Source organism: Pseudovibrio sp. Tun.PSC04-5.I4 (assembly GCF_900104145.1).
Taxonomy (GTDB): Bacteria; Pseudomonadota; Alphaproteobacteria; order Rhizobiales; family Stappiaceae; genus Pseudovibrio.
Window position 1 is genome coordinate 762,844 of the sequence record NZ_FNLB01000006.1, and the last position, 23,358, is coordinate 786,201.

General features: G+C 48.4%; 25 protein-coding genes. 17 read left to right on the plus strand and 8 right to left on the minus strand.

Annotation, left to right across the window (positions count from 1 at the left end; translation table 11 throughout):
* Positions 1–268: 268 nt before the first annotated feature.
* Positions 269–1,141, plus strand: a complete 873-nt coding sequence (locus BLS62_RS08560) for a branched-chain amino acid aminotransferase (protein ID WP_093179378.1) — start codon at positions 269–271, stop codon at positions 1,139–1,141.
* A gap of 53 nt (positions 1,142–1,194) precedes the next feature.
* Here the strand turns inward: BLS62_RS08560 and BLS62_RS08565 are convergent, their stop codons facing one another.
* On the minus strand, positions 1,195–2,415 hold the full coding sequence (locus BLS62_RS08565) for a YbfB/YjiJ family MFS transporter (RefSeq protein ID WP_208990755.1): 1,221 nt from the start codon (positions 2,413–2,415) through the stop codon (positions 1,195–1,197).
* 237 nt (positions 2,416–2,652) lie between these two features.
* Between BLS62_RS08565 and BLS62_RS08570 the strand changes: the two genes are divergently transcribed.
* The 4 genes from BLS62_RS08570 to BLS62_RS08585 all read left to right on the plus strand — a co-directional run bounded on the left by BLS62_RS08570 (position 2,653) and on the right by BLS62_RS08585 (position 6,483).
* Positions 2,653–3,252: a superoxide dismutase gene (locus BLS62_RS08570; RefSeq protein WP_093179383.1), complete on the plus strand. Its 600-nt coding sequence runs from the start codon at positions 2,653–2,655 to the stop codon at positions 3,250–3,252.
* A 141-nt stretch (positions 3,253–3,393) separates the two neighbouring features.
* The gene (locus tag BLS62_RS08575) at positions 3,394–3,990 is read left to right on the plus strand and encodes a TetR/AcrR family transcriptional regulator (protein WP_093179386.1); all 597 of its coding nucleotides are present in this window, start codon (positions 3,394–3,396) and stop codon (positions 3,988–3,990) included.
* 278 nt (positions 3,991–4,268) lie between these two features.
* Positions 4,269–5,381, plus strand: a complete 1,113-nt coding sequence (locus tag BLS62_RS08580) for an aromatic ring-hydroxylating oxygenase subunit alpha (RefSeq protein WP_208990756.1) — start codon at positions 4,269–4,271, stop codon at positions 5,379–5,381.
* A gap of 43 nt (positions 5,382–5,424) precedes the next feature.
* Positions 5,425–6,483 (plus strand): ferredoxin--NADP reductase, encoded by a 1,059-nt coding sequence (locus BLS62_RS08585; protein ID WP_093179389.1) that lies wholly within the window; start codon positions 5,425–5,427, stop codon positions 6,481–6,483.
* Here the strand turns inward: BLS62_RS08585 and BLS62_RS08590 are convergent, their stop codons facing one another.
* The 4 genes from BLS62_RS08590 to msrB all read right to left on the minus strand — a co-directional run bounded on the left by BLS62_RS08590 (position 6,484) and on the right by msrB (position 10,310).
* A complete protein-coding gene (locus BLS62_RS08590; protein ID WP_093179392.1) occupies positions 6,484–6,867 on the minus strand; it encodes a hypothetical protein in 384 nt (127 codons plus the stop codon).
* Positions 6,868–6,920: 53 nt separating this feature from the next.
* Positions 6,921–7,286 (minus strand): hypothetical protein, encoded by a 366-nt coding sequence (locus BLS62_RS31655; RefSeq protein WP_208990757.1) that lies wholly within the window; start codon positions 7,284–7,286, stop codon positions 6,921–6,923.
* Positions 7,287–7,507: 221 nt separating this feature from the next.
* Positions 7,508–9,601: a S9 family peptidase gene (locus tag BLS62_RS08600; RefSeq protein ID WP_093188641.1), complete on the minus strand. Its 2,094-nt coding sequence runs from the start codon at positions 9,599–9,601 to the stop codon at positions 7,508–7,510.
* 301 nt (positions 9,602–9,902) lie between these two features.
* On the minus strand, positions 9,903–10,310 hold the full coding sequence (gene msrB, locus BLS62_RS08605) for a peptide-methionine (R)-S-oxide reductase MsrB (protein ID WP_093179395.1): 408 nt from the start codon (positions 10,308–10,310) through the stop codon (positions 9,903–9,905).
* Positions 10,311–10,569: 259 nt separating this feature from the next.
* On the opposite strand from msrB, the gene BLS62_RS08610 reads away from it, so the two are divergent.
* From BLS62_RS08610 to BLS62_RS08660, 10 genes are all read left to right on the plus strand, one after another.
* Positions 10,570–12,921: a putative monovalent cation/H+ antiporter subunit A gene (locus BLS62_RS08610; protein ID WP_093179398.1), complete on the plus strand. Its 2,352-nt coding sequence runs from the start codon at positions 10,570–10,572 to the stop codon at positions 12,919–12,921.
* Positions 12,918–13,337: a Na+/H+ antiporter subunit B gene (locus tag BLS62_RS08615; RefSeq protein ID WP_093179400.1), complete on the plus strand. Its 420-nt coding sequence runs from the start codon at positions 12,918–12,920 to the stop codon at positions 13,335–13,337. Before BLS62_RS08610 ends, BLS62_RS08615 begins: the two co-directional genes overlap by 4 nt.
* Entirely contained in the window at positions 13,337–13,714 is a 378-nt protein-coding gene (locus tag BLS62_RS08620) for a Na+/H+ antiporter subunit C (protein ID WP_093179403.1), read from the plus strand. Before BLS62_RS08615 ends, BLS62_RS08620 begins: the two co-directional genes overlap by 1 nt.
* Positions 13,715–13,718: 4 nt before the next feature.
* Positions 13,719–15,305 carry a Na+/H+ antiporter subunit D gene (locus BLS62_RS08625; protein WP_093179406.1) on the plus strand — a complete coding sequence of 529 codons (1,587 nt, stop codon included), beginning with the start codon at positions 13,719–13,721 and terminating at the stop codon, positions 15,303–15,305.
* Positions 15,302–15,781, plus strand: coding sequence for a Na+/H+ antiporter subunit E (locus tag BLS62_RS08630; protein ID WP_093179409.1), 480 nt, complete (start codon positions 15,302–15,304; stop codon positions 15,779–15,781). Before BLS62_RS08625 ends, BLS62_RS08630 begins: the two co-directional genes overlap by 4 nt.
* A complete protein-coding gene (locus BLS62_RS08635; RefSeq protein WP_093179413.1) occupies positions 15,778–16,134 on the plus strand; it encodes a cation:proton antiporter in 357 nt (118 codons plus the stop codon). The genes BLS62_RS08630 and BLS62_RS08635 overlap by 4 nt, the downstream gene beginning before the upstream one ends.
* The gene (mnhG, locus tag BLS62_RS08640; protein WP_093179416.1) at positions 16,131–16,490 is read left to right on the plus strand and encodes a monovalent cation/H(+) antiporter subunit G; all 360 of its coding nucleotides are present in this window, start codon (positions 16,131–16,133) and stop codon (positions 16,488–16,490) included. The genes BLS62_RS08635 and mnhG overlap by 4 nt, the downstream gene beginning before the upstream one ends.
* A gap of 459 nt (positions 16,491–16,949) precedes the next feature.
* A complete protein-coding gene (locus BLS62_RS08645) occupies positions 16,950–17,366 on the plus strand; it encodes a Ros/MucR family transcriptional regulator (protein WP_093179419.1) in 417 nt (138 codons plus the stop codon).
* 490 nt (positions 17,367–17,856) lie between these two features.
* Positions 17,857–18,267, plus strand: coding sequence for a helix-turn-helix domain-containing protein (locus BLS62_RS08655; RefSeq protein ID WP_200798493.1), 411 nt, complete (start codon positions 17,857–17,859; stop codon positions 18,265–18,267).
* Positions 18,251–19,000, plus strand: coding sequence for a DUF6456 domain-containing protein (locus BLS62_RS08660; RefSeq protein ID WP_143521533.1), 750 nt, complete (start codon positions 18,251–18,253; stop codon positions 18,998–19,000). The genes BLS62_RS08655 and BLS62_RS08660 overlap by 17 nt, the downstream gene beginning before the upstream one ends.
* Here the strand turns inward: BLS62_RS08660 and BLS62_RS08665 are convergent.
* Entirely contained in the window at positions 18,966–19,394 is a 429-nt protein-coding gene (locus BLS62_RS08665) for a SufE family protein (RefSeq protein WP_093179430.1), read from the minus strand. The genes BLS62_RS08660 and BLS62_RS08665 overlap by 35 nt on opposite strands.
* A gap of 151 nt (positions 19,395–19,545) precedes the next feature.
* Positions 19,546–20,142, minus strand: a complete 597-nt coding sequence (locus BLS62_RS08670) for a DUF5330 domain-containing protein (RefSeq protein ID WP_093179433.1) — start codon at positions 20,140–20,142, stop codon at positions 19,546–19,548.
* Between the two features lie 733 nt (positions 20,143–20,875).
* Here BLS62_RS08670 and BLS62_RS08680 point away from each other — a divergent pair.
* Positions 20,876–21,760, plus strand: coding sequence for a peptidoglycan-binding domain-containing protein (locus BLS62_RS08680; RefSeq protein WP_093179439.1), 885 nt, complete (start codon positions 20,876–20,878; stop codon positions 21,758–21,760).
* A 36-nt stretch (positions 21,761–21,796) separates the two neighbouring features.
* A complete protein-coding gene (locus BLS62_RS08685) occupies positions 21,797–22,168 on the plus strand; it encodes a DUF1491 family protein (protein ID WP_093179442.1) in 372 nt (123 codons plus the stop codon).
* Here the strand turns inward: BLS62_RS08685 and BLS62_RS08690 are convergent.
* Positions 22,157–23,002 carry a hypothetical protein gene (locus BLS62_RS08690; protein WP_200798494.1) on the minus strand — a complete coding sequence of 282 codons (846 nt, stop codon included), beginning with the start codon at positions 23,000–23,002 and terminating at the stop codon, positions 22,157–22,159. The genes BLS62_RS08685 and BLS62_RS08690 overlap by 12 nt on opposite strands.
* Between the last annotated feature and the right edge of the window lie 356 nt (positions 23,003–23,358).

Genomic DNA, 23,358 nt, shown 5'->3' on the forward strand with positions numbered 1-23,358 from the left:
GCAGACCGAGAATATCACAGGGCAATGTTCTTGCGCATTGACATCACAAACCCCGCCACAGCGGCACGAAGTTGCGTTTGACTCTCAATTAAGCATTCGAAAATAACCTCAGGCACACAAGAGCGTGGTGTTTAACTGCTGAACAGCGGTTTCTCACTCTTTGTCGAGAGTATGGTTGACCTCGCGCAATTTCTCGGGTGGACTAATAACTAAGAATTGGGCAGGGGCGTTTGCCGCTCATATGCCGACTATTGAGGAGAGAACAAGTATGGCCGAAATGTCGAAAACTCGGACGTGGGTTGAAGGCAAATGGTACGAGGGTAATCCACCATTGATTGGTCCTCGCACGCACTCATTTTGGCTGGGCTCAAATGTATTTGATGGAGCTCGCGGATTTGAAGGCGTTATGCCGGATCTGGATTTGCACTGTCAGCGCCTGAACCGGTCCGCTGTTAATCTTGGCATGAAGCCAACCATGCGATTTGAAGAAATGGTTGAGCTCGCCACAGAGGGCATGACAAAATTTGATGCAGACGAGGCCGTTTATATTCGTCCAATGTATTGGGCAGAGCATGATGGTCCGGGGATTATTGACGGTGATCCGGACTCCACACGCTTCTGCATGTGTCTGTTCGAAGCTCCAATGCCACCCAAAGGCGCGTCAAACAGCCTGACATTGTCTCCGTTCCGTCGTCCAACTATGGAATCCATGCCCTTAAACGCAAAGGCTGGGTGCCTGTATCCAAACAATGCTCGGGCATCTAAAGAAGCCAAGGCGCGCGGCTTTGACAATGCCATCATGTTGGATGCCCTGGGAAATGTTGCAGAACTCACATCTGCAAACGTGTTCATGGTGAAGGATGGTGAAGTTCTGACACCTTACTGGAACGGTACATTCCTCAATGGGATTACTCGCCAGCGCACCATCAAATTGCTGAGTGATGCCGGATACAGCGTTCATGAAACAACAATGACCTATAGGGACTTCCAGGAAGCCGATGAGATCTTCTCAACCGGCAACTACGGTAAAGTTGTTCCAGTTCACAAGCTGGATGAGCGTAAGTTGGACCACGGTCCAGTGGCAGCAAAAGCACGAGAACTTTATTGGGAATTTGCGCACGCAAAAGTTCCAGCTCTCTAGGCTCCTGTTACAGCTAACATTGAGGGAGGCTTTGGCCTCCCTTTTTTGTTCAGTTAGGCTGGGACAAATCGTTTGATAGTAAGCAGTGCAGCCAAAATGAGCGCGCCTGCTGCTGCAAGCGATGCAGCGGTGAAGTTGCCATTGAGCTCGTAAAGGTATCCGGCAAAGCTAGGCCCGAACATCTGCCCCACACCAAAAGCGGCTGTCATCAACCCAACGATTTGCCTTGGATCAGAGCCTGCGATGCGCCGCGCTTCTATCAGCCCTATGGATGTGATGCCGACGAACGTACCTCCCAGCAAGATTGCTGCACCCGAAAGCCCTGCAATCGTGGGCACAAGCACGCTCAATGCAACACCAACAGCTTCCAGTGTACAGGCTGCTGCAATAGCCCGGCCATAACCAATGCGGACGGCCAGTCTCTCCCAGATAAACACAGAGGGAATAACTGCAAGGCCAACCAAGAGCCAGCCCATTGATTTCATGGGGGCAAGCTCGGGAGTAGAGCCTGCTAAGGCTCCCAAAAAGGTGGCCGTGATGACGTAACCAAACCCAAAACAGCCGTAAGCGATAATAAGCCGCCACGCGCTCAACGTGAGTTTGTTGGCGCTGGCCTTCGTTATTTCAGGCGTTTGGGATGCAGCAGATACCGGAGCCTTTTGAGGTTCAGGCGGCAAGAGAAATGGAACGCACACAGAAAGGGCTAAACTCAAAAACCCGCTTGCCAACCAGAGTTGGGAAGCCGTTTCCAGATTTGAACCCAGCCACTCAATCATCAAGGAGGAGCCTGCAATACCAAACCCGACGCCAGTAAAGTGAATGGGAAATAAATTGAGGCTTTGTCGCTCTGCAAGCCTTTGCATAACAATATTAGCCACCAGAACGAATGCATAGGCGCTCGCCAATCCAGCGATAAAGCGAATGATGATGTACCAGTAAACGCCCAGTGAAAAGGCCATGAGAAACGTAACAAGTGTGCTGATTGCCAGCGCAATGATAAAGATTCGATAAGGGCCTCCGGGCAGGGGCGCACGAGCTGCCAACAAAGCCCCGAGAAGGTATCCAAGGTAGTTGGAAGAGGCGACAAATCCGGCGTTGACCTCATTGAGCGATCCATCCTGCAACATGAATGGTAGGACTGGGGTATAAACAAAACGCCCAATTCCCATAATCGCAGCCATAGCAAAACAGCCACCTACCGCAGACAACAGTGCAAACTTGTCTTTTTGTCCTCTGGTGGATGTTCCCATGAGTTTTCCGGATATTTTTGCCACAAATTGATTCCTTGTAACCCGCAGAAATCAGCCGTTTGTGTCGGGTCTGAAGGGCTCTCTTATATTACTTAGAAGTTCTACCTATAAAAAAACAAGAAGAATATTTGCAAATTATGCTCATGGCCCGTTGCTCATAAGGGAAAATATCACTATTTTGCACCATGAGTTGCAGCGCTGGTCGGCTGTAAAACGAAAAGCCGCTGCTCCCTAAAGTTCCCTTTCCCATGGAGGTTTACCATGTCTTTTGCACTCGAAGACTTGCCATACGCATACGACGCACTGGCACCATACATGTCTGCTGAAACTCTCGAGTTTCACCACGACAAGCACCATATGGCTTATGTGACCAACGGCAACAAGCTGCTCGAAGGTTCAGGTCTGGAAGGCAAGAGCCTCGAAGAGATCGTTAAGGCAAGCTACGGCACCAACGCCGGCCTCTTTAACAATGCTGGTCAGCACCTCAATCACCTTCACTTTTGGAAATGGATGAAGCCAAATGGCGGCGGTTCTTCCCTGCCAGGCGTTTTGGCGAAGAAGATTGAAGAGGATCTTGGTGGCTTCGATAAATTCCGTGCAGACTTCATCAATGCTGGCTTGACCCAGTTTGGTTCAGGCTGGGCATGGCTTGCAGTCAAAGGCGGCAAGCTGGTTGTGATGAAAACACCTAACGGTGAAAATCCAATCGTACACGGCGCAACTCCAATTCTGGGTTGCGATGTATGGGAGCATTCCTATTACATCGACTACCGCAATGCGCGTCCTAAGTACCTTGAAGCCTTCGTTGATAACCTGATCAACTGGGAACACGTGGAAGAGCTGTATTCTGCAGCTGTCTAATCTACATAGTGTTTTATAAAAAGGCGGCTTTGTGCTGCCTTTTTTTGTCTCGATGAGCCAAATTTTATAAATTGTCATTATTGACAATAAATGAAATTTGCCTTACATCTCCTCACATCAGTTACGTGAAAGTGCATAACTATGCCTAGACCTAGTGTTCAATCGACCAGACTCTCAGAAATCATTGATGCGGCTGTAAAATGCGTTGCTCATTATGGTTTGGAAGGTGTGACACTTGATAGGATAGCGGCAGAGACCGGACTGAAACGCCCGCTTATCAGGCACCATGCTGGTAACCGGGAGGAGATAATTAATGCTGTTGTAACGCATGTTCTTTCAGGGTTTGCAGAGCTTACCAAGACGTTTGCAAATGCACTTCCGGCCAAGAACAGGTCCTTCACAGCTGTAGAGTACCTGTTTGATGATCAGACACATTCTGATCCCGCTGAGATGATGGTGTTCCAATCCATCGTTGCAGCATCAGATCGCTTTCCAAAGGAACGCGAGGCACTCTTGCTGTGGCTAGGTGATTTCACAATGGTTATCGTCGAGGCAATCAAACGCGACTTTCTAGATGTAGACAAAGAATCTGCAGAGATTGTCGCGCATGGCATAGTAGCGATCTACTTTAATATTGATTCCTTGGCTCCCCTTCAGCCTCCACAGGAGTGGCGGCGATATGCCAAAAAAGCGGCGCAGCTGCTTTTGAGGTCCTTGGAAAGTCATGTAACTACTTAAAAACATATTCCAGAAAATCGTTGGCTACAGCAAGTGGCTAACTGTCTTCGTCCTTGTGCTGATTGCAGCTTCACTTTGGTATGAGTGGCAATGGGTCTGGGGCGTACTTTTCCTTCATTGGACGGTTAAGGCTTGGCGCAGCAACTCAGTTTATGTGGTTCAGACTCTCCCACGAAGTGAGCATCCTGTCCTGTTCTGGACTGTGATCATCCTTTGGACCTCACTGGCACTTTATCTCATCATTGTCGATTTTATTTAGATGCTAGGAGGCTTCTCTTATGTCTAAGCACAGCACTGGTATGCCTGTTCTCCCCAAAGAAGCTTACACGTCGCAGGAATGGTTTGATCGCGAACAAGAACTGATTTTCTCTAAAACTTGGGCATTCGCTGGATTTCAAGAGGATGTTTTTGAACCGGGGCAGTACATCTCTGTTCCAGCCGGGTTAAATAACATCTTCATCGTCATGGGGCGAGATCACCGCTTGCGCGCGTTTCACAACATCTGCCGGCACCGTGGGACCCAGCTGCTGCGTGCTGAAGGTAAAACGCAAAAAGCGATCACCTGTCCTTATCACGACTGGACTTATGATCTGGAAGGTAACTTGATTTCAGTGCCTGATCAGGAGCAGGAATTTCCAGGCATAGATCTGTCGTGCAACGGTTTAAAAAAAGCGTCTGTCGATATCTGGCGTGGAATGCTTTGGGTCCATCCAGACGAGAATGCGCCCTCTATCGTCAACTGGTTCGGCAAGGTTGAGCCGTATCTTGCTCCCTATGATCCAGCTCAACTCATTGAGACGGAGGAGGGCTATTCAAAGCACGAGATTAAAGCCAATTGGAAGATCATTGTTGAGAACTACATTGATGGCTATCATCTGTCTCACCTCCATTCTCATACATTGAACATGTACGATCACTCCAAAATTGAGTGTGAATTTGTTGGCCCTCACTTTGCCTTCTGGGAACCCCTGGCTGATTTCTATGCAAAGGAGGTCGAGAAAGTTTCTCCAATGCCATTGATAGCGGGCATCCCGAAAGATCGGATGGGAGCATGGGTTCCAATGTTGTTCCCCGGTATTGGTTTGGGTGAATCCGAAAACTCATGGTCAACATTTCACATCACTCCAATTGCACCGGATCGTTCTAGTGTGGAGATCAGAACCAGAGTAGCAAACGAGTCCATGTGGAACTTCACCAAAGCAGCAATGGCTTCAGCCTCGTTCTGGGGGAAACATTTGGGCGCTAAATATGATGGTGATCCTAAAGTGGATCCCATGTCCTCTGGCGACTTCATGGTTGAAGACATATACGCCTGCGAACAGCAGCAAAAGTCCCTGAAAGCCCATATTTTGAACATGGTCCATCCTCTAAACGAGGTGAGAAGCCTGTGAGAGATCACCAACGATTGGTGACTGAGTGGCTGGAGAAGCCCTCATGAGAAATATCGTCTATCCGTTACGTGTATCCGAAGTCACTGCAGAGACAAAGCAGGTGAAAACACTCCGGTTTGATATGCCCGAAGAGCTGCGTCGCGAGTTCATCTGGAAACCCGGACAACACATCACAATTGAGCTGGTGAAGAATGGTGAGCGGCTGAGGCGGCCCTTCACGATTTCAGCTGCTCCAAATGCTGAAAGCGCACTCCAGATCACTGTGAAGCCCAATCCAGACGGTGTTGTCTCTAAGCACCTGTGTTCCGATGTTAAACCGGGAGGTGTTCTGAATGTGATGCCACCGTTTGGCGGGTTTGCCTTGGAACCTCAATCAGATCATCAGCGCACCCTCTACTTCTTTGCAGGTGGCAGTGGAATTACACCAGCTATGGCGATGATAGAAGCAGCTCTCGAACACGAGCAGCGGTCAATGCTATACCTGCTATACGCAAACAGAACTGCGGATGACATCATTTTCAGAGCCCAAATTGAGAAAATGCTCGAAGAATATCCTTCTCAATTGTTAGTGAAGCATATCCTTTCCAAGCCCTCTATGTGGTCCATGTTCTCACCTTGGAAGAGCGGTCGAATTACCTCTGAAGTAATTCAGGAGTATTTGGCCGAATGTAAGCCCGCCGCGCAGGATGCCCAATACTTCATCTGTGGACCGGGAAGCATGAACAGTGACGTACGAGCCGCGCTCCAGAATAACGATGTGCCGTCAGATCGGATTCATGCTGAGAGCTTTGGTGGCAATGAGTTCGAACCAACCATAATCAAAAGCGTTCGAGCGCGGTTGCAACTGGATTATTATGGTGAAGCTATAGAACTGGAAGTTGAAGAAGGGCAAAGCATAATAGCTGCTGTTCGAGAGGCGGGGTTAGAACCGCCATACTCCTGTCAGTCAGGTATCTGTGGAGCATGCCGCGCACAGCTCAAGAGCGGTAATGTCCAGATGCAAGCCAGAATGGCTCTTGAGGATGTAGAGATCGCCAAGGGTGCTATTCTGACCTGCCAATCCTATGCCACAACTTCAGAGCTCACAGTAAGCTTCAGATAGCTAGGAGCCAAACAGCTTGTCGAAGAAGCTCTTCTCATAGCCAAGCTGGCAACGAGATGTGATGATCTGCTCCAACACTCCATTCATCAGGTAGAGGAAGCCTTCACACTCATTTTGGGTTGTGAAGCAGGCTTCTGTTGAAACGTTGTAAGGTTGATTGTCACTCAGTACGCGGCCACCCACATTCGCTTGCCAGACATTTGAGGCACCATGTTCCGCGGCGGAAATTTTGCAATCGTATTGCGTGCCTTTCACTCGGGGCGTGATAGGCCCTGTACGTGGAATAAGCTGGCGCTCTAGATAGTTGGTGCTTGGTGGACGAGTGCAGCTGGCGACCAGAAATGCAGTCGCGGCAATACAGGCAAGTGACTTAAATGTCTTCATAGAGTTTCACGACCTTTGGGCCTTTGTGGCCTCTTCTCGTCTAAGGGTAGAATTTAAAACCAACCAAATAGTCCCTTGTAGTATCCATGCTGGCAGCTGGCACTGCGCGTAAGCTCCAGATAGCCCCGCATAAAGTTCAGATACGCCTCGCATTTTCGCTGCGTCTTGAAACAAGCAACACTTGAGATATTGCGGCTGGGATCACTGAAGTATCCAGTCACAAAGGCCTGATAGACATTTTCGGGACCGTCTTCCTTCACACGTATCTTGCAATCATATTGTGAGCCATAAATGCGAGGAGCCGACCGAAGGTCATTCGGCAGAAGGTAATTAAAGGGGTACAGCTTGTTGTTTATTTGAGCTGATGCAGGCAGAGACATCAACGCAATTGCCAGCAGCAATAGGACAATGGCACGCAAGGGATCTTCCAGACTTTGTTATTGTTTTTATGTCTTCTAAATTAAGTGCTCATCAGAGACAAACTCTGGAACAGCTCATGACAGTGTAGTGCTGACAGGTTCCGGCAAAGCTAACAAAGCCTTACAAGCTGCAAATAAGGTTAAGGCAAACCTGCGCTCTTATTAAATAGAAAAGGCGCCCCAATCGGAGCGCCTTCTAAAGCTTTGAAGGGTTTAAAGGTCTACGCCTTGCCGGTTTGTTTCAATGCAAAGGCGTAAACCAGAGCAACTTCTTTCAGCCGATCAAAACGACCTGATGCACCGCCGTGTCCCGCATCCATATTGGTGCGCAACATCACCAAATTGTCGCCTGTCTTTTTCTCGCGAAGGGTTGCAACCCACTTGGCCGGCTCCCAGTATGTCACGCGCGGATCTGTAAGGCCGCCAAGAGCAAAGATCGCCGGATAGGCCTTAGCTTCCACATTGTCGATAGGGCTGTAAGACGCGATGTAACCATAAGCGTTTTTATCGCGGATGGGATCACCCCATTCTGGCCATTCAATCGGCGTCAAAGGCAAGCTGTCATCGAGCATAGTCGTCAAGACATCCACAAACGGCACCTCAGCAATCATAGCTGCAAACGCCTCGGGAGCCATGTTGGCACAAGCACCCATGAGCATGCCGCCAGCAGAGCCACCATGGGCAACGATGCGCTCATGTGAGGTAAAGCCTTCTTTCGCGAGGTAGTTGGCGCAGGCAATGAAGTCGTGGAATGTGTTCTTCTTAAACTCACGCCGGCCATTCTTATACCATGCATAGCCTTTGTCTTTGCCGCCGCGGATATGCGCAATGGCGTAGACAAAACCACGATCAACTAGCGACAGAGCGTTGGTCGAAAAGCTCGCTGGTACGGAGATGCCATAGGAGCCATAGCCGTACAGCAGGCAAGGCGCACTGCCATCCAACACGGTTGAACGCTTATAAAGCAATGACACAGGAACGAGCGTGCCATCGTGAGAGGGGGCCATCAAACGGCGCGTGATGTATGCGGAAGCATCGTGGCCAGAAGGAACTTCCTGCGTTTTGCGCAGGACCCTTTCTCGCGTGAGCAGGTCGTAATCATAAACCTTACTCGGAGTTGTCATGGAAGAATACGTAAACCGGATAGCGGTCGTGTCGTATTCATACCCGCTGGCGAGGCCAAGGCCGTAAGCCTCTTCATCAAACTCAATTGAATGAGAAATGCCGTCAGCAAAACGATGGATGACAATACGCGGCAAGCCGTCAACCCGCTCCAACCACACCAGATGGTCTTTGTAGACAGCATGCGTCAGGATCAAACGCCCCGGTTGATGAACAATCATGTCAACCCAGTGGCTGCGACCCGGCATGGCCATTTGCGCAACAAGAGGGACGCTTACAATCTTGAAATCTTCTGCATCATCTGCATTGGTCAGGATGAGGAGGCGATCTCCATTGTCTTCAACGGAGTATTCAATGCTTGTTTCTCGCTCAGCAACCAGACGCGGCTTGGCAAGCGGATCATCAGAGGGGATGAGCCAGACTTCAGAGGTCTCATGATCGCCAGAACCGATACAGATAAACCGGCCTGACTGGGTTCTGCCCAAGCCAACAAAGAAGCTCGTGTCTTGCTCTTCATAAACCAGAGTGTCTTCAGAAGGGGCGGTTCCCATTTTATGACGGAACAGCTTTGAAGGACGATGGTTTGCATCCACCTGCACATAAAACAGGTATTGCCCGTCTTTAGACCAGACGCCACCAGCCCCGGTATCGGGAATAGTGTCCTCCAGATCTTTACCCGTCGCCGTATCGCGAACCCTCAAGGTGTAATACTCAGAGCCTTTATCGTCATAGGCCCAGGCAAGGTATTTGTGGTCGTCGCTATGAGAAGCGCCGCCAAAGCTAAAAAAGGCTTTGTCCTTTGCTTCCAAATCGCCATCAACCAAGGTGACAGGATCACTTCCGTCTCGTTTCGTACGGATAAACTTTGGGTGTTGCCCGCCTTCTACAAACTTTGTTGAGTAAGCGTATTCGCCATCTGGAGTAGGAACCGAACTGTCATCCTCTTTGATGCGGCCCTTCAGTTCTCCAAAAAGCGTATCCTGCAGGTCTTTGGTATCCTGCATTTCGGCATCGGTATACGAGTTCTCGGCTTCCAGATAGTCCCGGATAGCTGGATCCAGAACAGATGGATCGCGCATCACCTCCTGCCAATTGTCCGCTCGAAGCCAGGCGTACGGCTCATTGCGTGTTATGCCATGATGGCTTGTTTCGTGAGAGCGGGCTTGCACTTTTGGAGGTTTCATCTTGTTCATCATACTTGGTTGGCTCGGCAACTTCATAGTTGAGGGTTTAACGCGAAAGTCTGGAGTGGATATTTTTAGCCCACTCTAACAAATACTGAAAATCTATAGATTTCATTTTTCGACATTTATTCTACTCGCTTTGGAGATGATCTTTATGGTTTTAAGATTTACCAAAATGTGGTGTTTCTAAAATGTGTGAAGCTGAGTAGTAACAATAATATAGAATCATGTGTTCTCTTGTTGTTATTCCACAGTTTTTAAACGTGGCTTTTGATCTTCGCAGAAACACATAGAAACCATTCTGATTAACTTATTCGTCAGGTGTGAATATCATTGATGTTCCGTTCATGCAGTAACGCAAACCGGTTGGTGGAGGGCCATCGGGAAACACATGGCCCAAATGGCCACCGCAAGAGGTGCAACAAATTTCAGTTCTGGCCATGCCGTGACTTGCATCTTTGTGCTCCGTCACCACATCAGGGGCTACCGCTTCGAAGAAGCTCGGCCAACCGCAGCCAGCATCGAATTTCGTGTCAGATTTGAATAACTTAGCGCTACATGCCGCGCAGCTATATGTGCCCAACTCAAAGGTATTCCAGTTAGGTCCGGTAAATGCTCGTTCAGTTCCTTTTTGCCGCAGAACATGAAACTGTTCCGGGGTTAATGTTTCCTTCCAGTCTGCCTCGGTCATGTCGTTGGGTCGTTTTTTATCAAACATGATATATTTCCTTATTCATCGGACCATACGGTAGGGCCATGTTAAGATTACCAAGACATAAACAAACAGCACATACCTAAATGGCAAGTTACAAATAGGTGAGGATAGAATTTACCGTAACCTAGCAAATATAGAATGTGTTGAACTTGCTCTAAAGTTAATGGCGGACTATGTAATTTATAGGTCGGGGAGTTGTGTCTTTGGGTATTGCGCCTCGGTCTTATAGAGTAAACTACGAAAATAATTTACGGAGTGCTACATGCCTTTATTTGGTGTCGAGGCAACGTTTTGGGCGCTACTAGCTCCTTTTGTTGCTGCAGCGCTTAGCCCATTTTTGACGAGAAGTTTAAAACACAACGCTTCATGGGTTTTGGCTATATTCCCTGCGTTGATTTTCCTTCAGTTTCTGTCATTTGTTCCAGATGTCGCAAACGGGCAAACATACAAGGCAAGCCTTGAATGGGTTCCTTCATTCAATGTGAATTTTTCCATTTACCTTGATGGACTGTCAGTGGTGTTCGCTCTGCTGATCTCGGGAATTGGCACATTCATCACTCTGTATGCAGGTGGCTACCTTAAGGGGCATCAAAACCTCGGGTCATTCCTGTCCTACCTTTTCCTCTTTATGGGCGCCATGCTTGGCGTGGTGGTTTCTGACAACGTCATTACCCTGTTTATTTACTGGGAACTGACGTCAATCACTTCGTTCTTGTTGATCGGTTTCGACCATTTGAAAAAAGCCTCACGTCGGGCTGCAGTTCAGGCACTTATTATTACGGGTGGCGGTGGGCTGGCGTTGATGGCAGGGCTGCTTCTGGCTGGATTTGTGGGCGGCAGCTTCGAAATGAGCGAGTTGCTTAATTCAGGAGACGTCCTTCGCGACAGTGCTTACTATACACCAATCTTCATATTGGTGGTTTTAGGCGCATTCACCAAATCAGCTCAGTTCCCATTCCATTTCTGGCTTCCCAACGCCATGGAAGCTCCAACCCCTGTTTCAGCCTACCTGCATTCCGCGACCATGGTGAAAGCAGGTGTTTACCTGCTGATGCGTATGCATCCGGTTCTTGGAGACACAGAGCTTTGGATGACGGTGCTGCCGGTGTTTGGTGGGATCACTCTGATTGTTGGTACCGTTTTAGGGATCCGGCAGACAGATTTGAAGCTTGTTCTGGCTTACACGACAGTGGCCTCGCTTGGCCTTCTGGTCATGCTGATAGGGACATCCGACCCGATCGCTATTCAGGGAGCCGCTGCATACTTGTTCGCTCACTCACTCTTCAAAGGCTCACTGTTTATGATGGTCGGCACTGTCGATCATGAAGCTGGCACAAGAGACCTAACCAGAGTAGGGGGCCTGTTTTCCGCCATGCCGGTAACAGCGATAGCCGCTATCCTTGCTGTTTTGTCCATGGCAGGCCTTCCGCCGTTTATTGGGTTCATTGCCAAGGAAGTGCTTTATGATGGCACATGGCATGCTGTAAATGGCGGGTTGTTGACTGGTGTTGCAGTTCTCGGCAACGCTATGATGTTTGCGCTTGCAGCAACAGTGGCAATCAAACCGTTCTTCGGTGCAAAAGTTAAAACACCGAAAGTCGCCCATGAGGGGCCGATCTTACTAATAGCCGGGTCAATTACTCTTGCAGTCATAGGCGCTGTTGCAGGCCTTTTTGTCTCCCCCGTCGGACAGGAATTCTTGTCACCTATGACCTCTTCCATTTTGGGGGAGCCATTTGATGCGTCGATGCACTTGGTGCCGACAAGTTTGTCACCAGCGCTTTATCTGTCACTCACGACAGTTGGCTTAGGTCTATTGATCCTCATGTACATGGATAAGCTTCGGCCTATTGTGGCGGAGGTTTTGCGTGCAATTGGATGGGGACCTGACAAAGGCTTCGATCAGGCAGTGGATGCTATTGTTCGCTTTGCGACTGCAGTAACTCAAGGTGTTCAGACTGGGAACATGGTCACCTATATGCGGGTAACGTTCTCGGTGATCGCTCTGGCACTGATCATTCCAATGACTTTAAGTGGAAACTGGCCTGCTCTAGAGGGTATTGGCAGCCTCTATGCTTACGAATGGTTTATCATCGCCATGGTTGTGATCGGTGTTTATGCCGTAGTGACAGCGACATACCGGGTGACCGCGATTGTTCTCCTTGGCATTCAGGGTTTTGCTGTCGCACTGATTTACCTTCTCTTTGGTGCACCTGACTTGTCCTTCACTCAGTTCATGGTTGAGACATTATCAGTGGTTATTCTGGCTCTTGTAATGACCAGGTTGAACCTGAAACCGACAGATGCAAGGTCATCTAGAGAAAAGATATTCGATATCAGTCTTGCCGTTATCTGCGGTACTGGCATCAGCATGCTGCTTATGACAGTTGTACAGATTCCGTTTGACCCGACACTGTCGGAGTTCTTCACTCAATACAGTCGAACCATCGCGCATGGGCGAAACATCGTAAACGTTATTCTCGTGGACTTCCGAGGCTTTGATACGATTGGTGAGATTTCCGTTGTCATGGTCACAGGTCTGGCGGTTTTAGCCCTCATCAGAGTGCGCCCTAAATCCAAAACGAAAACAAAGACTGAGGGCAATCGCTCATGAATACGCTCATATTCAGAACTGTCGCCCCGTACTTGACAGCGTTGACAATGCTGTTCTCCATATTTGTTTTGTTGCGCGGACATAATGAGCCGGGTGGCGGGTTTATTGGCGGACTAATCGCTGTGTCCGCTTTTGCAATCTACGGTATCGCTTGCGGTGTTTCAGCTGTTCGCAGGGCAATGAAGTTCCACCCGATGTCGATTGCAGCTTCCGGCCTGCTTCTGGCTGTACTTTCCGTACTGCCAAGCCTTTTTCTTGGAAAAGCTGCAATGACGAGCCAGTGGTTAGCAGTCCCGGTTTTGGGAACTGTCGTTGACTTGTCTACCCCGTTGTTCTTTGACGTTGGCGTATATCTGGTTGTTGTCGGGGCGATTTCCTCAATTGTTCTTTCTCTGGAAGAAAGGGCGACAGACTAATGGAAACGCTTTTTGCAGTTCTTGTCGGGATTTTGTTTGCAGGCTCAATTTACCTGATGCTTTCGCGCAAGCTTGTTAGAATTTTGCTCGGCATTGCCATCCTTGGCAACGCTGTGAATCTTCTGATCTTTACGGCTGGGCGGCTGACACGTGATGTCCCACCAATCATTCCGTTAAACAGTTATCTTCCAGTTGAAGCAACGGCAAACCCGCTGCCACAAGCGCTGGTGCTGACCGCAATCGTAATCTCGTTCTCGTTTCTGGCGTTCTTTTTTGTGCTTGGATATCGCGCCTATCAGGAACTGGGAACCGATGATCTGCTGGAAATGCGTGTTGCAGAACCGGAAGAACACACAGAACCGCCGCTGGGGTACTAAGTAAATGGCTGGAACGAAACCTGCATACGATATCGCGGCGGCGATGATTACCGAGGCTGTACCTCTTGCAGACTGGTTATTGGTAACGCCGATCTTGCTCACAATGGTGGGTGGTGCAATCTCCATTATGCTCCGCAAAAAATCTGCGGTTCAGCCATGGATCGCTATTGCAATCATTTCCCTTGTGGTTTTATCGAACATCGCGCTCTTGAACCATGTTCTACAAAATGGCGTCGTGACGATGGTCATGGGCAACTGGTTGCCGCCATTTGGTATTGCATTTACTGCAGATGCTTTAGGTGCTTTGCTTGCATTGACCTCTTCAGTCGCAACCCTTTGTGTGGCTATCTTCGCAATGAGTTCCATTGCTGCCAATGAGCGGCGCTACGGATTTTATCCCTTCTTGCTGATGTTGTTATGTGGCGTCACAGGTGCCTTCCTGACAGGTGATATCTTCAACCTCTACGTCTGGTTTGAAGTCCTGTTGATCTCGTCCTTCGGTATGCAGATCCTAGGAAACGAAAAGGGTCAGATTGACGGCGCTATTAAATACGCGGTTCTGAACCTCATTGCGACAACCCTGTTCCTGGCAACAACCGGCTTGCTCTACGGGTTGGTTGGCACGTTGAACATGGCAGATATCGCTATTAAGGTGAAGGCACTGGATAGCTCCGGCCCTGTGCTTGGCCTTGCAACGCTTTACTTCCTTGCCTTCGCTATGAAAGCTGCTGCGTTTCCAGTCAACTTCTGGCTTCCTGCATCCTACCATACTCCGCGACTGGTGGTTGCGGCGATCTTTGCAGGTCTCCTAAGTAAGGTTGGTATTTACGCGCTTCTCAGAGTGATGGTCCTTTTGATGCCTGAAGGACGTGAATGGTTGTCCTCCCTGATCGGCATTGTAGCCATTGCAACGATGATAACCGGTTCTCTTGGCGCATTGGCCCAAACTGATATCCGCCGTTTGATGGGATACCTTGTTATCGCTGGGATCGGCGCCATGCTTGCAGGCATTGCCGTGGGGTCGGAAACTTCCATCTCCGGTGCAATCTTCTACTCAATGCATTCAGTCCTGATCATGACGGCACTGTACTTGTTGGTGGCCTTCATGTTCCAGATGAGCGGCACATTCTCACTGCGTGAAATCGGTGGGCTCTATGCAAGGACACCACTTGGTGCAGCTATAGCTCTCATCCTGTTGCTTGCTGTCGCAGGTTTGCCGCCGTTCTCCGGGTTTTGGGCGAAACTGTTGCTTGTTGCAGGAGCGTTGGAAGCGGACCGCGGATGGGTCGCAGCTGGTATCCTGATTTCAGGTTTGCTGACGACCATCGCTGTGGGACGTCTTTGGATCTTTGCCTTCTGGAGAGGCGGCAATGAGCATACCGTGGATGGAATTCAAGCGCTTCCGATTGCTGGTAGTGCGGAGGCCTCAGAAGTTTCAACCTCTGTTTGGTTGCCACTTGTTGTCTTGACAGGTTTGATTGTCGCAATTGGACTTCTTCCAGAGGGAGTGATGAGGATAGCAGATGTTGGCGCAAAAACTCTGATCGATCCGGCTGCCTATATCGGTTCTGTCTTTGGAGGTACCCAATGAACAACCAGATATTTCTTATGAATCTGCTACTGGCTGCAGCATGGGGTGCTGTTACCGGTTCATTCTCGCCGCTCAATCTGATTTTTGGATTTTTGCTGGCAACGCTGGCGTTGTTCCTGATCCGCGAACAGGTCTCGTATAAAGAGTATGTTCAACGGGCAGGGAAAATTCTCCATCTTGCTGCGAGCTTCTTTACGGAACTGGTATTATCTTCCTGGCGGGTGTTGATGATAGTCATCCAGCCAAAAATCAAACTACAACCAGGTATTATCGCAGTTCCGCTTTCCGTTTCTGAGGACTTCGAAATTACTCTCCTTGCCAATATGGTGACACTTACCCCTGGTACGCTGTCAGTGGACGTCTCAGAGGATCGGAAGGTCCTGTTTGTGCACTGCCTGAACGTGCCAGATCCGGAAGAAACCATCAATGACATTAAAAATGGCTTTGAGCGCCAGATACTGGAGGCGTTTCGATGACCAGTTTTGAAGTTTTTGCGGCAGATTTTCTCTATGCGTGCGTAAGTATTGCTTTGTTCATTCTGGGGCTGACGTTCTTGCTTATCGTGTATCGGATCATCAAAGGCCCGACCTTGCCTGACCGTATTGTGGGCTTGGATCTGCTTGTTGTTGTCGCAATAGGCCTGATAGCAACAGTTGGCGTTGGATCTTCATATACGCTTTATATTGATATCTCGCTGGCACTCGGTTTGGTTGGCTTTCTGGCAACAGTTGCATTCGCAAGGTTCCTTCTCAACAAAGGGCAAGCCAAAGACGCTATTATGATGCATGAAATTGAAGGGTCTAATGATCTGGAGGAAATGGACAAATGACAGCTTTCATCTCGATCATCACAGGCATCATGCTCATCATCGGCGCAACCTTTGCAGCCGGTGCTGCATTGGGCATTAACAGGCTACCAGACGTCTATACGCGCATGCATGCTGCGTCTAAGGCGGGTACATTGGGCTCCGGCCTGATGGTGCTGGCACTGGGGATCTATTCTCAGCAGTGGGATGATTTTATGCGTGCAGTTGCAACTGTATGTTTCTTCCTGCTGACCGCTCCTGTATCTGCACATCTGATTGCCAGAGCAGCATATGTGGTTGGATACAAACCTTGTGAAGAAACTAAATTGGATGAGTTAAGAGTGGCGAGGAAAATACCAGATCAGCCTACATCAAAATAAGATGTCAGCCTTAATCAAGGTTTATGGGCTTTAATCAATTAAAGAAGTCAAAAATAATCGACAATGCCCCGTGGTAATGTGTTCAACTAGAACTGTGGTTCTACAGGTAACGCCTTGCCATCAGCTGGTTGCGCAGTACAGTCACATTCAATTATCTGTACATTGAAACATGCAGTTTATCTAGTTTACTTCTATGATTTCTCAAGTTTGCCGGAAGTTTGTAAGGTCCTTCTAAATTACAATGCACAAAAAAGCATAGTAAAGCTGCGTTTTCTTGTCGATTTTAACTTGTTATCCTTATTTCTTGTCTCTATAAAAGCCATCTATGGTTTTACTTGTTCAGAGTCGAAGCTTTACTAGCATAAGTATGGATCTGAGTTTCGATCTAAGGATTGTAATATAGATCCGCTAATGAACAAGAATACGACTGAATTTAGATCCCAAGATGACAGGTTAGAGATGAGCGAGATCCCTGCAGAAAATAATTTAATGGAACTGACTGCTGATATCGTGTCGGCCTATGTTGGTAATAACACTGTGGCCTCCGCTGATTTGCCTGTGCTGATCAACGACGTTTACGTCGCTCTGCAGAAAACCAGCGGTGACCTTTCCGAGCCAGAGCCAGAGCCACTTAAGCCTGCTGTGCCGATTAAGAAGTCTGTCACGAACGATTACATCATCTGTCTTGAAGATGGTAAGAAGTTCAAATCCTTGAAGCGTCACCTTCGTACGCATTACGATATGACGCCAGAAGAGTACCGCGAAAAGTGGGGTCTTCCTTCCGATTACCCTATGGTTGCTCCTCATTATGCAGCAGCTCGCTCTGAGCTTGCTAAAAAGATGGGCCTCGGCCAGCAACGTAAACGCGTTAAATAAGTTTGGACAAATGTCCGCAAAAAAGCCAGCCTCATTTGAGGCTGGCTTTTTTTATTCCCGTTCCGACAATATTATTCCCCACTCATTCGATGGATTTAATTCAAAGACTTGATCTCTATGAATGTTGGATGTGTGCAACAATTATGTAAATAATAAAGGGTAAATTTTACTCAGCAATTTTCAGAGCATAGTTTGAAATCATCATCAAATTAGGTTGATGTGATCTTTTTACGCGTACCGAATAATATGAATTACCTCAAAAATATAAGCAATTATATAGCAATTTGGAAATTGTTGTTTCAACAATTGTGTCTGTTTGCTTGATCAGGCACCTCTTTGATTTTGCAAAAATTGTGTTTTGCTCAACATACCTCTCAATCTTATCCCCCCTGACTTCCGCCAAGGCAACAATCAGTTGTTCTGAGATGATTACCAATCAGTTCATCGGAGTGATTTTATGCCTAGATTATCTGAGGGAGAAGGGTCCGCAATGTCGAGAGGTCCGCGAACTGGAGAGCAGAAGTTGCCACCGAGAGGACATAAGCCCTTAACGGCAGTTGACTGGATGGCCACGGGACGGGTCGCGTTGGCATTTGGGCTGAAGCCAGAAGAGATGCATTCCTCCTCGCGTGGGTATGCCACTGTTGCGAGGGCGCGTCAGGTTTCCATGTACATCCTCCATGTTTCAATGGGTATGACACTCTCTCAAGCTGGCGCGGTTTTTGACAGAGATCGCACCACAGCAGCTCATGCTTGCAGAGTAGTAGAGGACTTGAGGGACGACCCGGAATTTGATGCGATTCTGACTGAGATTGAAGGACAGTTATCAGCATCTGTTGCCAGCGCGCGCATGTGTTCTTCGTTTAAGCAGGAGGCGATAGTAGATGCAATTGGGGCATGAAGAACAATTAGATATGATCAAGCTGTGCAAGCTACTCGCGGGGAGCAATTCCAAAAACCTGAAGGTTGAACAATGGCAACATACGATTTCTCCTGCATTAGCCATTGGATTTATTGAACCTCAGCAAAACCACTATCAGCTTACGTCCTCCGGTAAGCAATGGTTGAGGAAGATGCTGAGTTCAGGAGGATTGGAGCTAAGTGAGGAAAAGTCTTGCGCAGTCCCTAGCAGTGCACCCGTATACAACACCGCAGAAAGCCCTCTTGCATGGCTTAGAAGCAGGAAAGATAGGAGCGGCGTCCCATTTCTTTCTGACAGGCAGTTTGATGCAGGGGAACGGTTACGAGAAGATTTTACCTATGCTCAGCTTCTGGGTAACGTCAGATCAAATTGGAAGGCTGAGCAACTTTCCAGATCAACTGCAAAGCTTGATGATGTCACTGAGAGCGCTTACGACGCGCGAAGGCGCGTTGAAAAAGCAATGAATTCAGTCGGCCCTGAACTGGCTGGAGTTCTGCTGGATGTCTGTTGCTTCCTGAAGTCCCTAAGGAATGTCGAAAGCGAAAGGCAATGGCCCCAACGTACCGCAAAAGTTGTTTTGTGCTTGGGATTGGACCGGTTAGCAAACCATTACGGGTCATCACGCAACTGCGCAGTTGGGCCAGATAAAAGCCAACTAACCAGTTGGCATGCTCTTGTTATTGAACCAGAGCAGCAGCCGCATCATCCTTGATGCGCTGAACCATGGAACTCAATCCATTTGAGCGTTGCGGAGTAAGATGTTCTTTGAGACCGATCTTGCCAAAGATTTCTTCAAGATTGGTCTCAAGGATTCCCTTTGCAGACATGCCGGAATACTGTGCAAGAACAATGGCAACAAGACCGCGAACGATGTGTGCATCGCTGTCGCCTTTATAAAACAGGATCGGGCCATTATCAGCGCCGCTCTGAATTTTTTTGGCCAGCCACACTTGCGAAACACATCCGTGAACGCGATTTTCTTCGTTGCGTTCTTCTTCGGTCAGTGGCGCAAGCTCTCTACCCAGCTCAATGACATAGCGATAGCGGTCTTCCCAGTCGTCAAGGAACTCAAAACCTTCAAGGATATCGGCAATCGCAGTGGTCATTATAGTGGTCTCTCGCTCAAGTATTTAAGTGCGTTTCTACCGCGGCTTCAGCACAGGGGCAATAAGCTTATCTCTATAATATAAAACGGCCCACACTCCATAAAAGGGGCGTGGGCGTAAATGCCTCAAATAAGATTCTTCAAGCTTCGGTTTATGATCCGCGAGAGTAAAGTGGATTTGGTCGCGGAAGAGGCACAGCAAAGGCTGGCGCTTTGTAGGTTGGAGTGACACGGGCAAACGGATTTTGCCTCTCGTTTTGCCCATCGTTTTGATTGTCGGTGATTTGAGTATTTCGCTGACCTTGATCCAGTTGCCAAGGGATCTGTTTATCTGCAGACGTGAGCGTGCCAGAATAAATTGGCTCGTCAACTGCATTTCCCATCTCAGGCAGCAACTGGCCGACAGCAACGTCATCAAATGGAATTGTCTCGATGGCTTCTTTCGCGGTTGTTATGGAAGCAACCTGGGTGGCATCACGACCAGATAAGCCATCGTCGCTGAGATAGTTGTATGTCAGGCGCGCAGCCTCTTTGGCCTTCAATCCAACCAGCGTGAACACTGAACCACCCATTTCACAAGCGTTAGCATTGCGATCACAAAACCCGCCTAAGTCTTTGAATGTAGACTGGGCAGCCATATAAACCTGCACAATGCCAATGGAAGGCGCATCCTCATCACTTCCTGTTCCGATAGGAAGAAGAAGGAGAACAAGTCCAATCCAAAATGTAGTTCTAAGCAAAAAGAACATTGGCTTCGCCCGTTGGTTTGATAGTTCAGAGCCGCAATCAAATTGTAGATAGCGCTCAACCTATTGAAATCATAGGGTTTAGGCTCAAATATAACTTTTATTGTTCTCGCTAAATTTGATTCAAATTTGATTCAAATGGCGAACGTGTTGATTTGTTGAGGCATTTTGGTTGCAATTGATTTTGTATGAAAATGATCTTGCTTAAAGAAGAGTAAATATTATCGATATTTTGAAAGATATTTACTTCACTTAGCGTTCTGTAAATGGTTCGCCCTCTAAAATGTATCTAGTTAAATTAAGTGGAATAAGAATCTCAGTATCTTTTTGAGGTTCTATCCGGCAGGTGATGATTAGTCTGCATTTCCAATACACTCAAGTTTACGCCATCCAATGGACATATTGGTGTCAACATCATCAAAGATAAGGCGGAATCATTACGCGTCGTGGTTTGCTACACTGGTGTTGGTATTGATAAATGCGAATTGCCGAACCTTTGTGAACCATTTTTTCAGGCAAAATCGGGTAGAGTGAACTGTAAGAGTGGAGCCGGACTAGAGGGGCCGGTCGTTAAAGGCCTTATAGACGTTCACGGTGGGCAGTTGCTTATTCAAAGTGGACTTGGAGAGGGGACAACGGTATCTGTTTCCCTTCCGCGTCAGCAACTTGATGCGTGTGGCAAAAGTTTAAACTCGAGTGAGAACTCGAAGACACAAAATGTAAGAGGTAGTGCTTTATGGCGGGGCGGAAACCAAACGGCAAGAATGCGAGCAGGGACCTGCCTAGAGCAAATCCTGTACAAGCTCAGCCAAATGGTGAGCACCAGCTTCAAATGCACTACGATGACGACGTCGCCTTCTACGGCGATGACGAAGTCGACCATGCAGCTGTTGCTAATGCAGCGAGCAAAAGACGTGGCAAGATGAACAAGTTCGCAACTTTCATGTTTATAGCGTTTGGGACAATGGGCTCGCTGATTGCTGTAAATGCGGCATTTCTTCAAGATGGTAAACATCCATCTCCAATAATGACCACCCGGACCGATCAGCCACAGTTAGACAGTTCTGCTCTCGTCAGAACAGCACAGCTTGTGCAACGTCAGGAGCTTGTTGGAGAAATACAACGGGAGCTCAGGCGGCTGGGTGTATATCCGGGCAGCTTAGATGGACAGTTTGGTCCTGCAACTGAGCGTGCCATCAGAGCATATCAACGCCAGCGTGCTATCAAAGAAACGGGTCTCGTGACGGATGGGCTACTGGCTCGCCTGACAATGGATTTTGATGCCGTCGAAGTTTCATCTTCACAATCGGAACAGGCAACGCCAAACGGAGATATTCCGATCCCGCGGGCAACGCCTGGAGAAATTGCAGCTTTAACGCAAGGCAAGCAGTTGGTTGCCCAAAAAGGTGTTCAGCAGGCAGCCACGACTGTGCGTATTAAAAAATTGCAACAAACGCTGGCAAGTCTTGGATATGGTCCGTTGACGGTTGATGGCATACCAGGTGGTCAAACCTCATCCGCTATCGCAGCTTTCCAGAGGGAAAATAAGCTCAAGGTGGATGGGAAGATGAGCGAAGCTCTGATTTCCAACCTGACACGTATCAGTGGAACTCGTATTTAGCGATAGCAGTTACACTCAAATCTGGAAGATATAAAAATGCGAGTAACCTCAGAGTTCTGGGTCGCAGCGTATACACGTCGCTGTTTTGCTGAAGGCGCATTTGCAGGCCTTCGCCGGAAGGGCGCTGCCGGGGCGGGTGCAATTTTTATTGTCATTGATCGTCTGGATTCGACCTACGATTTTTACGGTCCTGCACCACAATCATTTTTCGCTGAAGAAAAGCCGCTTGACCGTGAATTCGAGTGCCTGATGGAAAAGAAATCTCGTGAGGAAATTGAAACCAAGCTGGAGCGCGAAGAGCGTATGGACCCCGATTTCTGGGTTGTCGAGGTGGAGGACAAGGAGGCCAGGTGTTTTCTGACGCTCCCAAAAGAACTAGGGCCTGATGATCTGTTCTCACGCTTTTGAGGCAACCGCACTTACTTTTTGTTTATGTGGGCTGGCGATATGCCCAGTGTGGGAACGAAGCTCTCTGACCACCGTATTAGTCGCTTCAAAGATGCTTTGATAACGGGGAGTAGAGGGGTGCTCTGCCCAGCTTGCCAGTATGAGGCGTGCTGTATGTTTACAAAGTCCTGCAGCTGCCTTTTGTAAATCCCGCATACGATCTGTTTCAATCATCGTGCCCCAAAACCGAACCAGAAGCTGATCAACGGATTTGGGGGCAAATCCAAGCCCGACAAGCAGAACGATAAAACCGTCAGGTGTCTGGTGGCTACAACAGCTATGCACCTGATCAACTGTCATTTTGGACGCTTTGACCAGCTGAGCTGATACACTTGCCTGTCCGTCTCGTAGTCCCTTTTGGGCGAGCTCTTCGCATTCAACAAGGGTGAGCTTGGAAATTGACACATCTGGTGCGTTATCTTTTTCCAGACTATCCGTAAGATCTTGAAAAGTCGAAATCGGAGCTGCCTGCAAGAACGCTTCCAGCTTCTCAGAGGGTTTTATCCCTTTAGTCGTTAGGCCGCTGCTGGCTGGCCTGTGTAATTTCGAGCTACGGTTCTGCGCAACATATTCACCAATCATAAGATCGTGGTCGTTCGCCAGGACAGACATGACGGACTCTGGAGCATTTGAAAGAGGGCATAGCAGATGCGCGACCTTAAGCCGGCTATCAACGGAGACTGACGCAAGATGTTGTAGTGCCAGTTCCTCATACATATGTGCACCAGCACAGGAGTGACCGGAGGCAACAAAAGCTTCTGTTGCTGCAATTAGGAGTTGGGATCTGTCTTCCATGGAGGCGCGAACCTATTTACTCAACTAAAGAATTATCAGTGTTTCGGCGCTGACATAAAATGACACGGCTCTTATTAAGCTCCGAAGAAAATTACTAGCTAAATTTAGGAGTAAACACTTTACAGCTCATTAACTGAAACTCCGCTTAACTGTGAAAAGAAACAGTAGCTTGTAAAACTAGGAAACATACCGGAGGATCAGAAATGGGTAAACTTCATGATCTAGTTACTGAGCGGTCTCGTAGGCAACCAAAACTCGTTGGTCGAGCTGGCGATAGAAATACGGCCTCAGCTCAAATCCATATTTTCCCAGGCGTTTATAGAGTGCCGTCGGGGATTGCCTGTAAACAGAGGATT

Excerpts from the sequence above, each read along its gene's own strand:
- BLS62_RS08570 (WP_093179383.1), top strand. The coding sequence starts at position 2,653 with ATGTCTTTTGCACTCGAAGACTTGCCATACGCATACGACGCACTGGCA.
- BLS62_RS08690 (WP_200798494.1), bottom strand. The coding sequence starts at position 23,002 with ATGGAAGACAGATCCCAACTCCTAATTGCAGCAACAGAAGCTTTTGTT.
- BLS62_RS08680 (WP_093179439.1), top strand. The coding sequence starts at position 20,876 with ATGGCGGGGCGGAAACCAAACGGCAAGAATGCGAGCAGGGACCTGCCT.
- BLS62_RS08590 (WP_093179392.1), bottom strand. The coding sequence starts at position 6,867 with ATGAAGACATTTAAGTCACTTGCCTGTATTGCCGCGACTGCATTTCTG.
- BLS62_RS08580 (WP_208990756.1), top strand. The coding sequence starts at position 4,269 with ATGTCTAAGCACAGCACTGGTATGCCTGTTCTCCCCAAAGAAGCTTAC.
- BLS62_RS08635 (WP_093179413.1), top strand. The coding sequence starts at position 15,778 with ATGACCAGTTTTGAAGTTTTTGCGGCAGATTTTCTCTATGCGTGCGTA.
- BLS62_RS08645 (WP_093179419.1), top strand. The coding sequence starts at position 16,950 with ATGAGCGAGATCCCTGCAGAAAATAATTTAATGGAACTGACTGCTGAT.
- BLS62_RS08670 (WP_093179433.1), bottom strand. The coding sequence starts at position 20,142 with ATGTTCTTTTTGCTTAGAACTACATTTTGGATTGGACTTGTTCTCCTT.
- BLS62_RS08560 (WP_093179378.1), top strand. The coding sequence starts at position 269 with ATGGCCGAAATGTCGAAAACTCGGACGTGGGTTGAAGGCAAATGGTAC.
- BLS62_RS08620 (WP_093179403.1), top strand. The coding sequence starts at position 13,337 with ATGGAAACGCTTTTTGCAGTTCTTGTCGGGATTTTGTTTGCAGGCTCA.
- mnhG (WP_093179416.1), top strand. The coding sequence starts at position 16,131 with ATGACAGCTTTCATCTCGATCATCACAGGCATCATGCTCATCATCGGC.
- BLS62_RS08660 (WP_143521533.1), top strand. The coding sequence starts at position 18,251 with ATGCAATTGGGGCATGAAGAACAATTAGATATGATCAAGCTGTGCAAG.
- BLS62_RS08600 (WP_093188641.1), bottom strand. The coding sequence starts at position 9,601 with ATGAACAAGATGAAACCTCCAAAAGTGCAAGCCCGCTCTCACGAAACA.
- BLS62_RS08625 (WP_093179406.1), top strand. The coding sequence starts at position 13,719 with ATGGCTGGAACGAAACCTGCATACGATATCGCGGCGGCGATGATTACC.
- BLS62_RS08575 (WP_093179386.1), top strand. The coding sequence starts at position 3,394 with ATGCCTAGACCTAGTGTTCAATCGACCAGACTCTCAGAAATCATTGAT.
- msrB (WP_093179395.1), bottom strand. The coding sequence starts at position 10,310 with ATGTTTGATAAAAAACGACCCAACGACATGACCGAGGCAGACTGGAAG.
- BLS62_RS08610 (WP_093179398.1), top strand. The coding sequence starts at position 10,570 with ATGCCTTTATTTGGTGTCGAGGCAACGTTTTGGGCGCTACTAGCTCCT.
- BLS62_RS08630 (WP_093179409.1), top strand. The coding sequence starts at position 15,302 with ATGAACAACCAGATATTTCTTATGAATCTGCTACTGGCTGCAGCATGG.
- BLS62_RS08615 (WP_093179400.1), top strand. The coding sequence starts at position 12,918 with ATGAATACGCTCATATTCAGAACTGTCGCCCCGTACTTGACAGCGTTG.
- BLS62_RS08685 (WP_093179442.1), top strand. The coding sequence starts at position 21,797 with ATGCGAGTAACCTCAGAGTTCTGGGTCGCAGCGTATACACGTCGCTGT.
- BLS62_RS08585 (WP_093179389.1), top strand. The coding sequence starts at position 5,425 with ATGAGAAATATCGTCTATCCGTTACGTGTATCCGAAGTCACTGCAGAG.
- BLS62_RS08665 (WP_093179430.1), bottom strand. The coding sequence starts at position 19,394 with ATGACCACTGCGATTGCCGATATCCTTGAAGGTTTTGAGTTCCTTGAC.
- BLS62_RS08655 (WP_200798493.1), top strand. The coding sequence starts at position 17,857 with ATGTCGAGAGGTCCGCGAACTGGAGAGCAGAAGTTGCCACCGAGAGGA.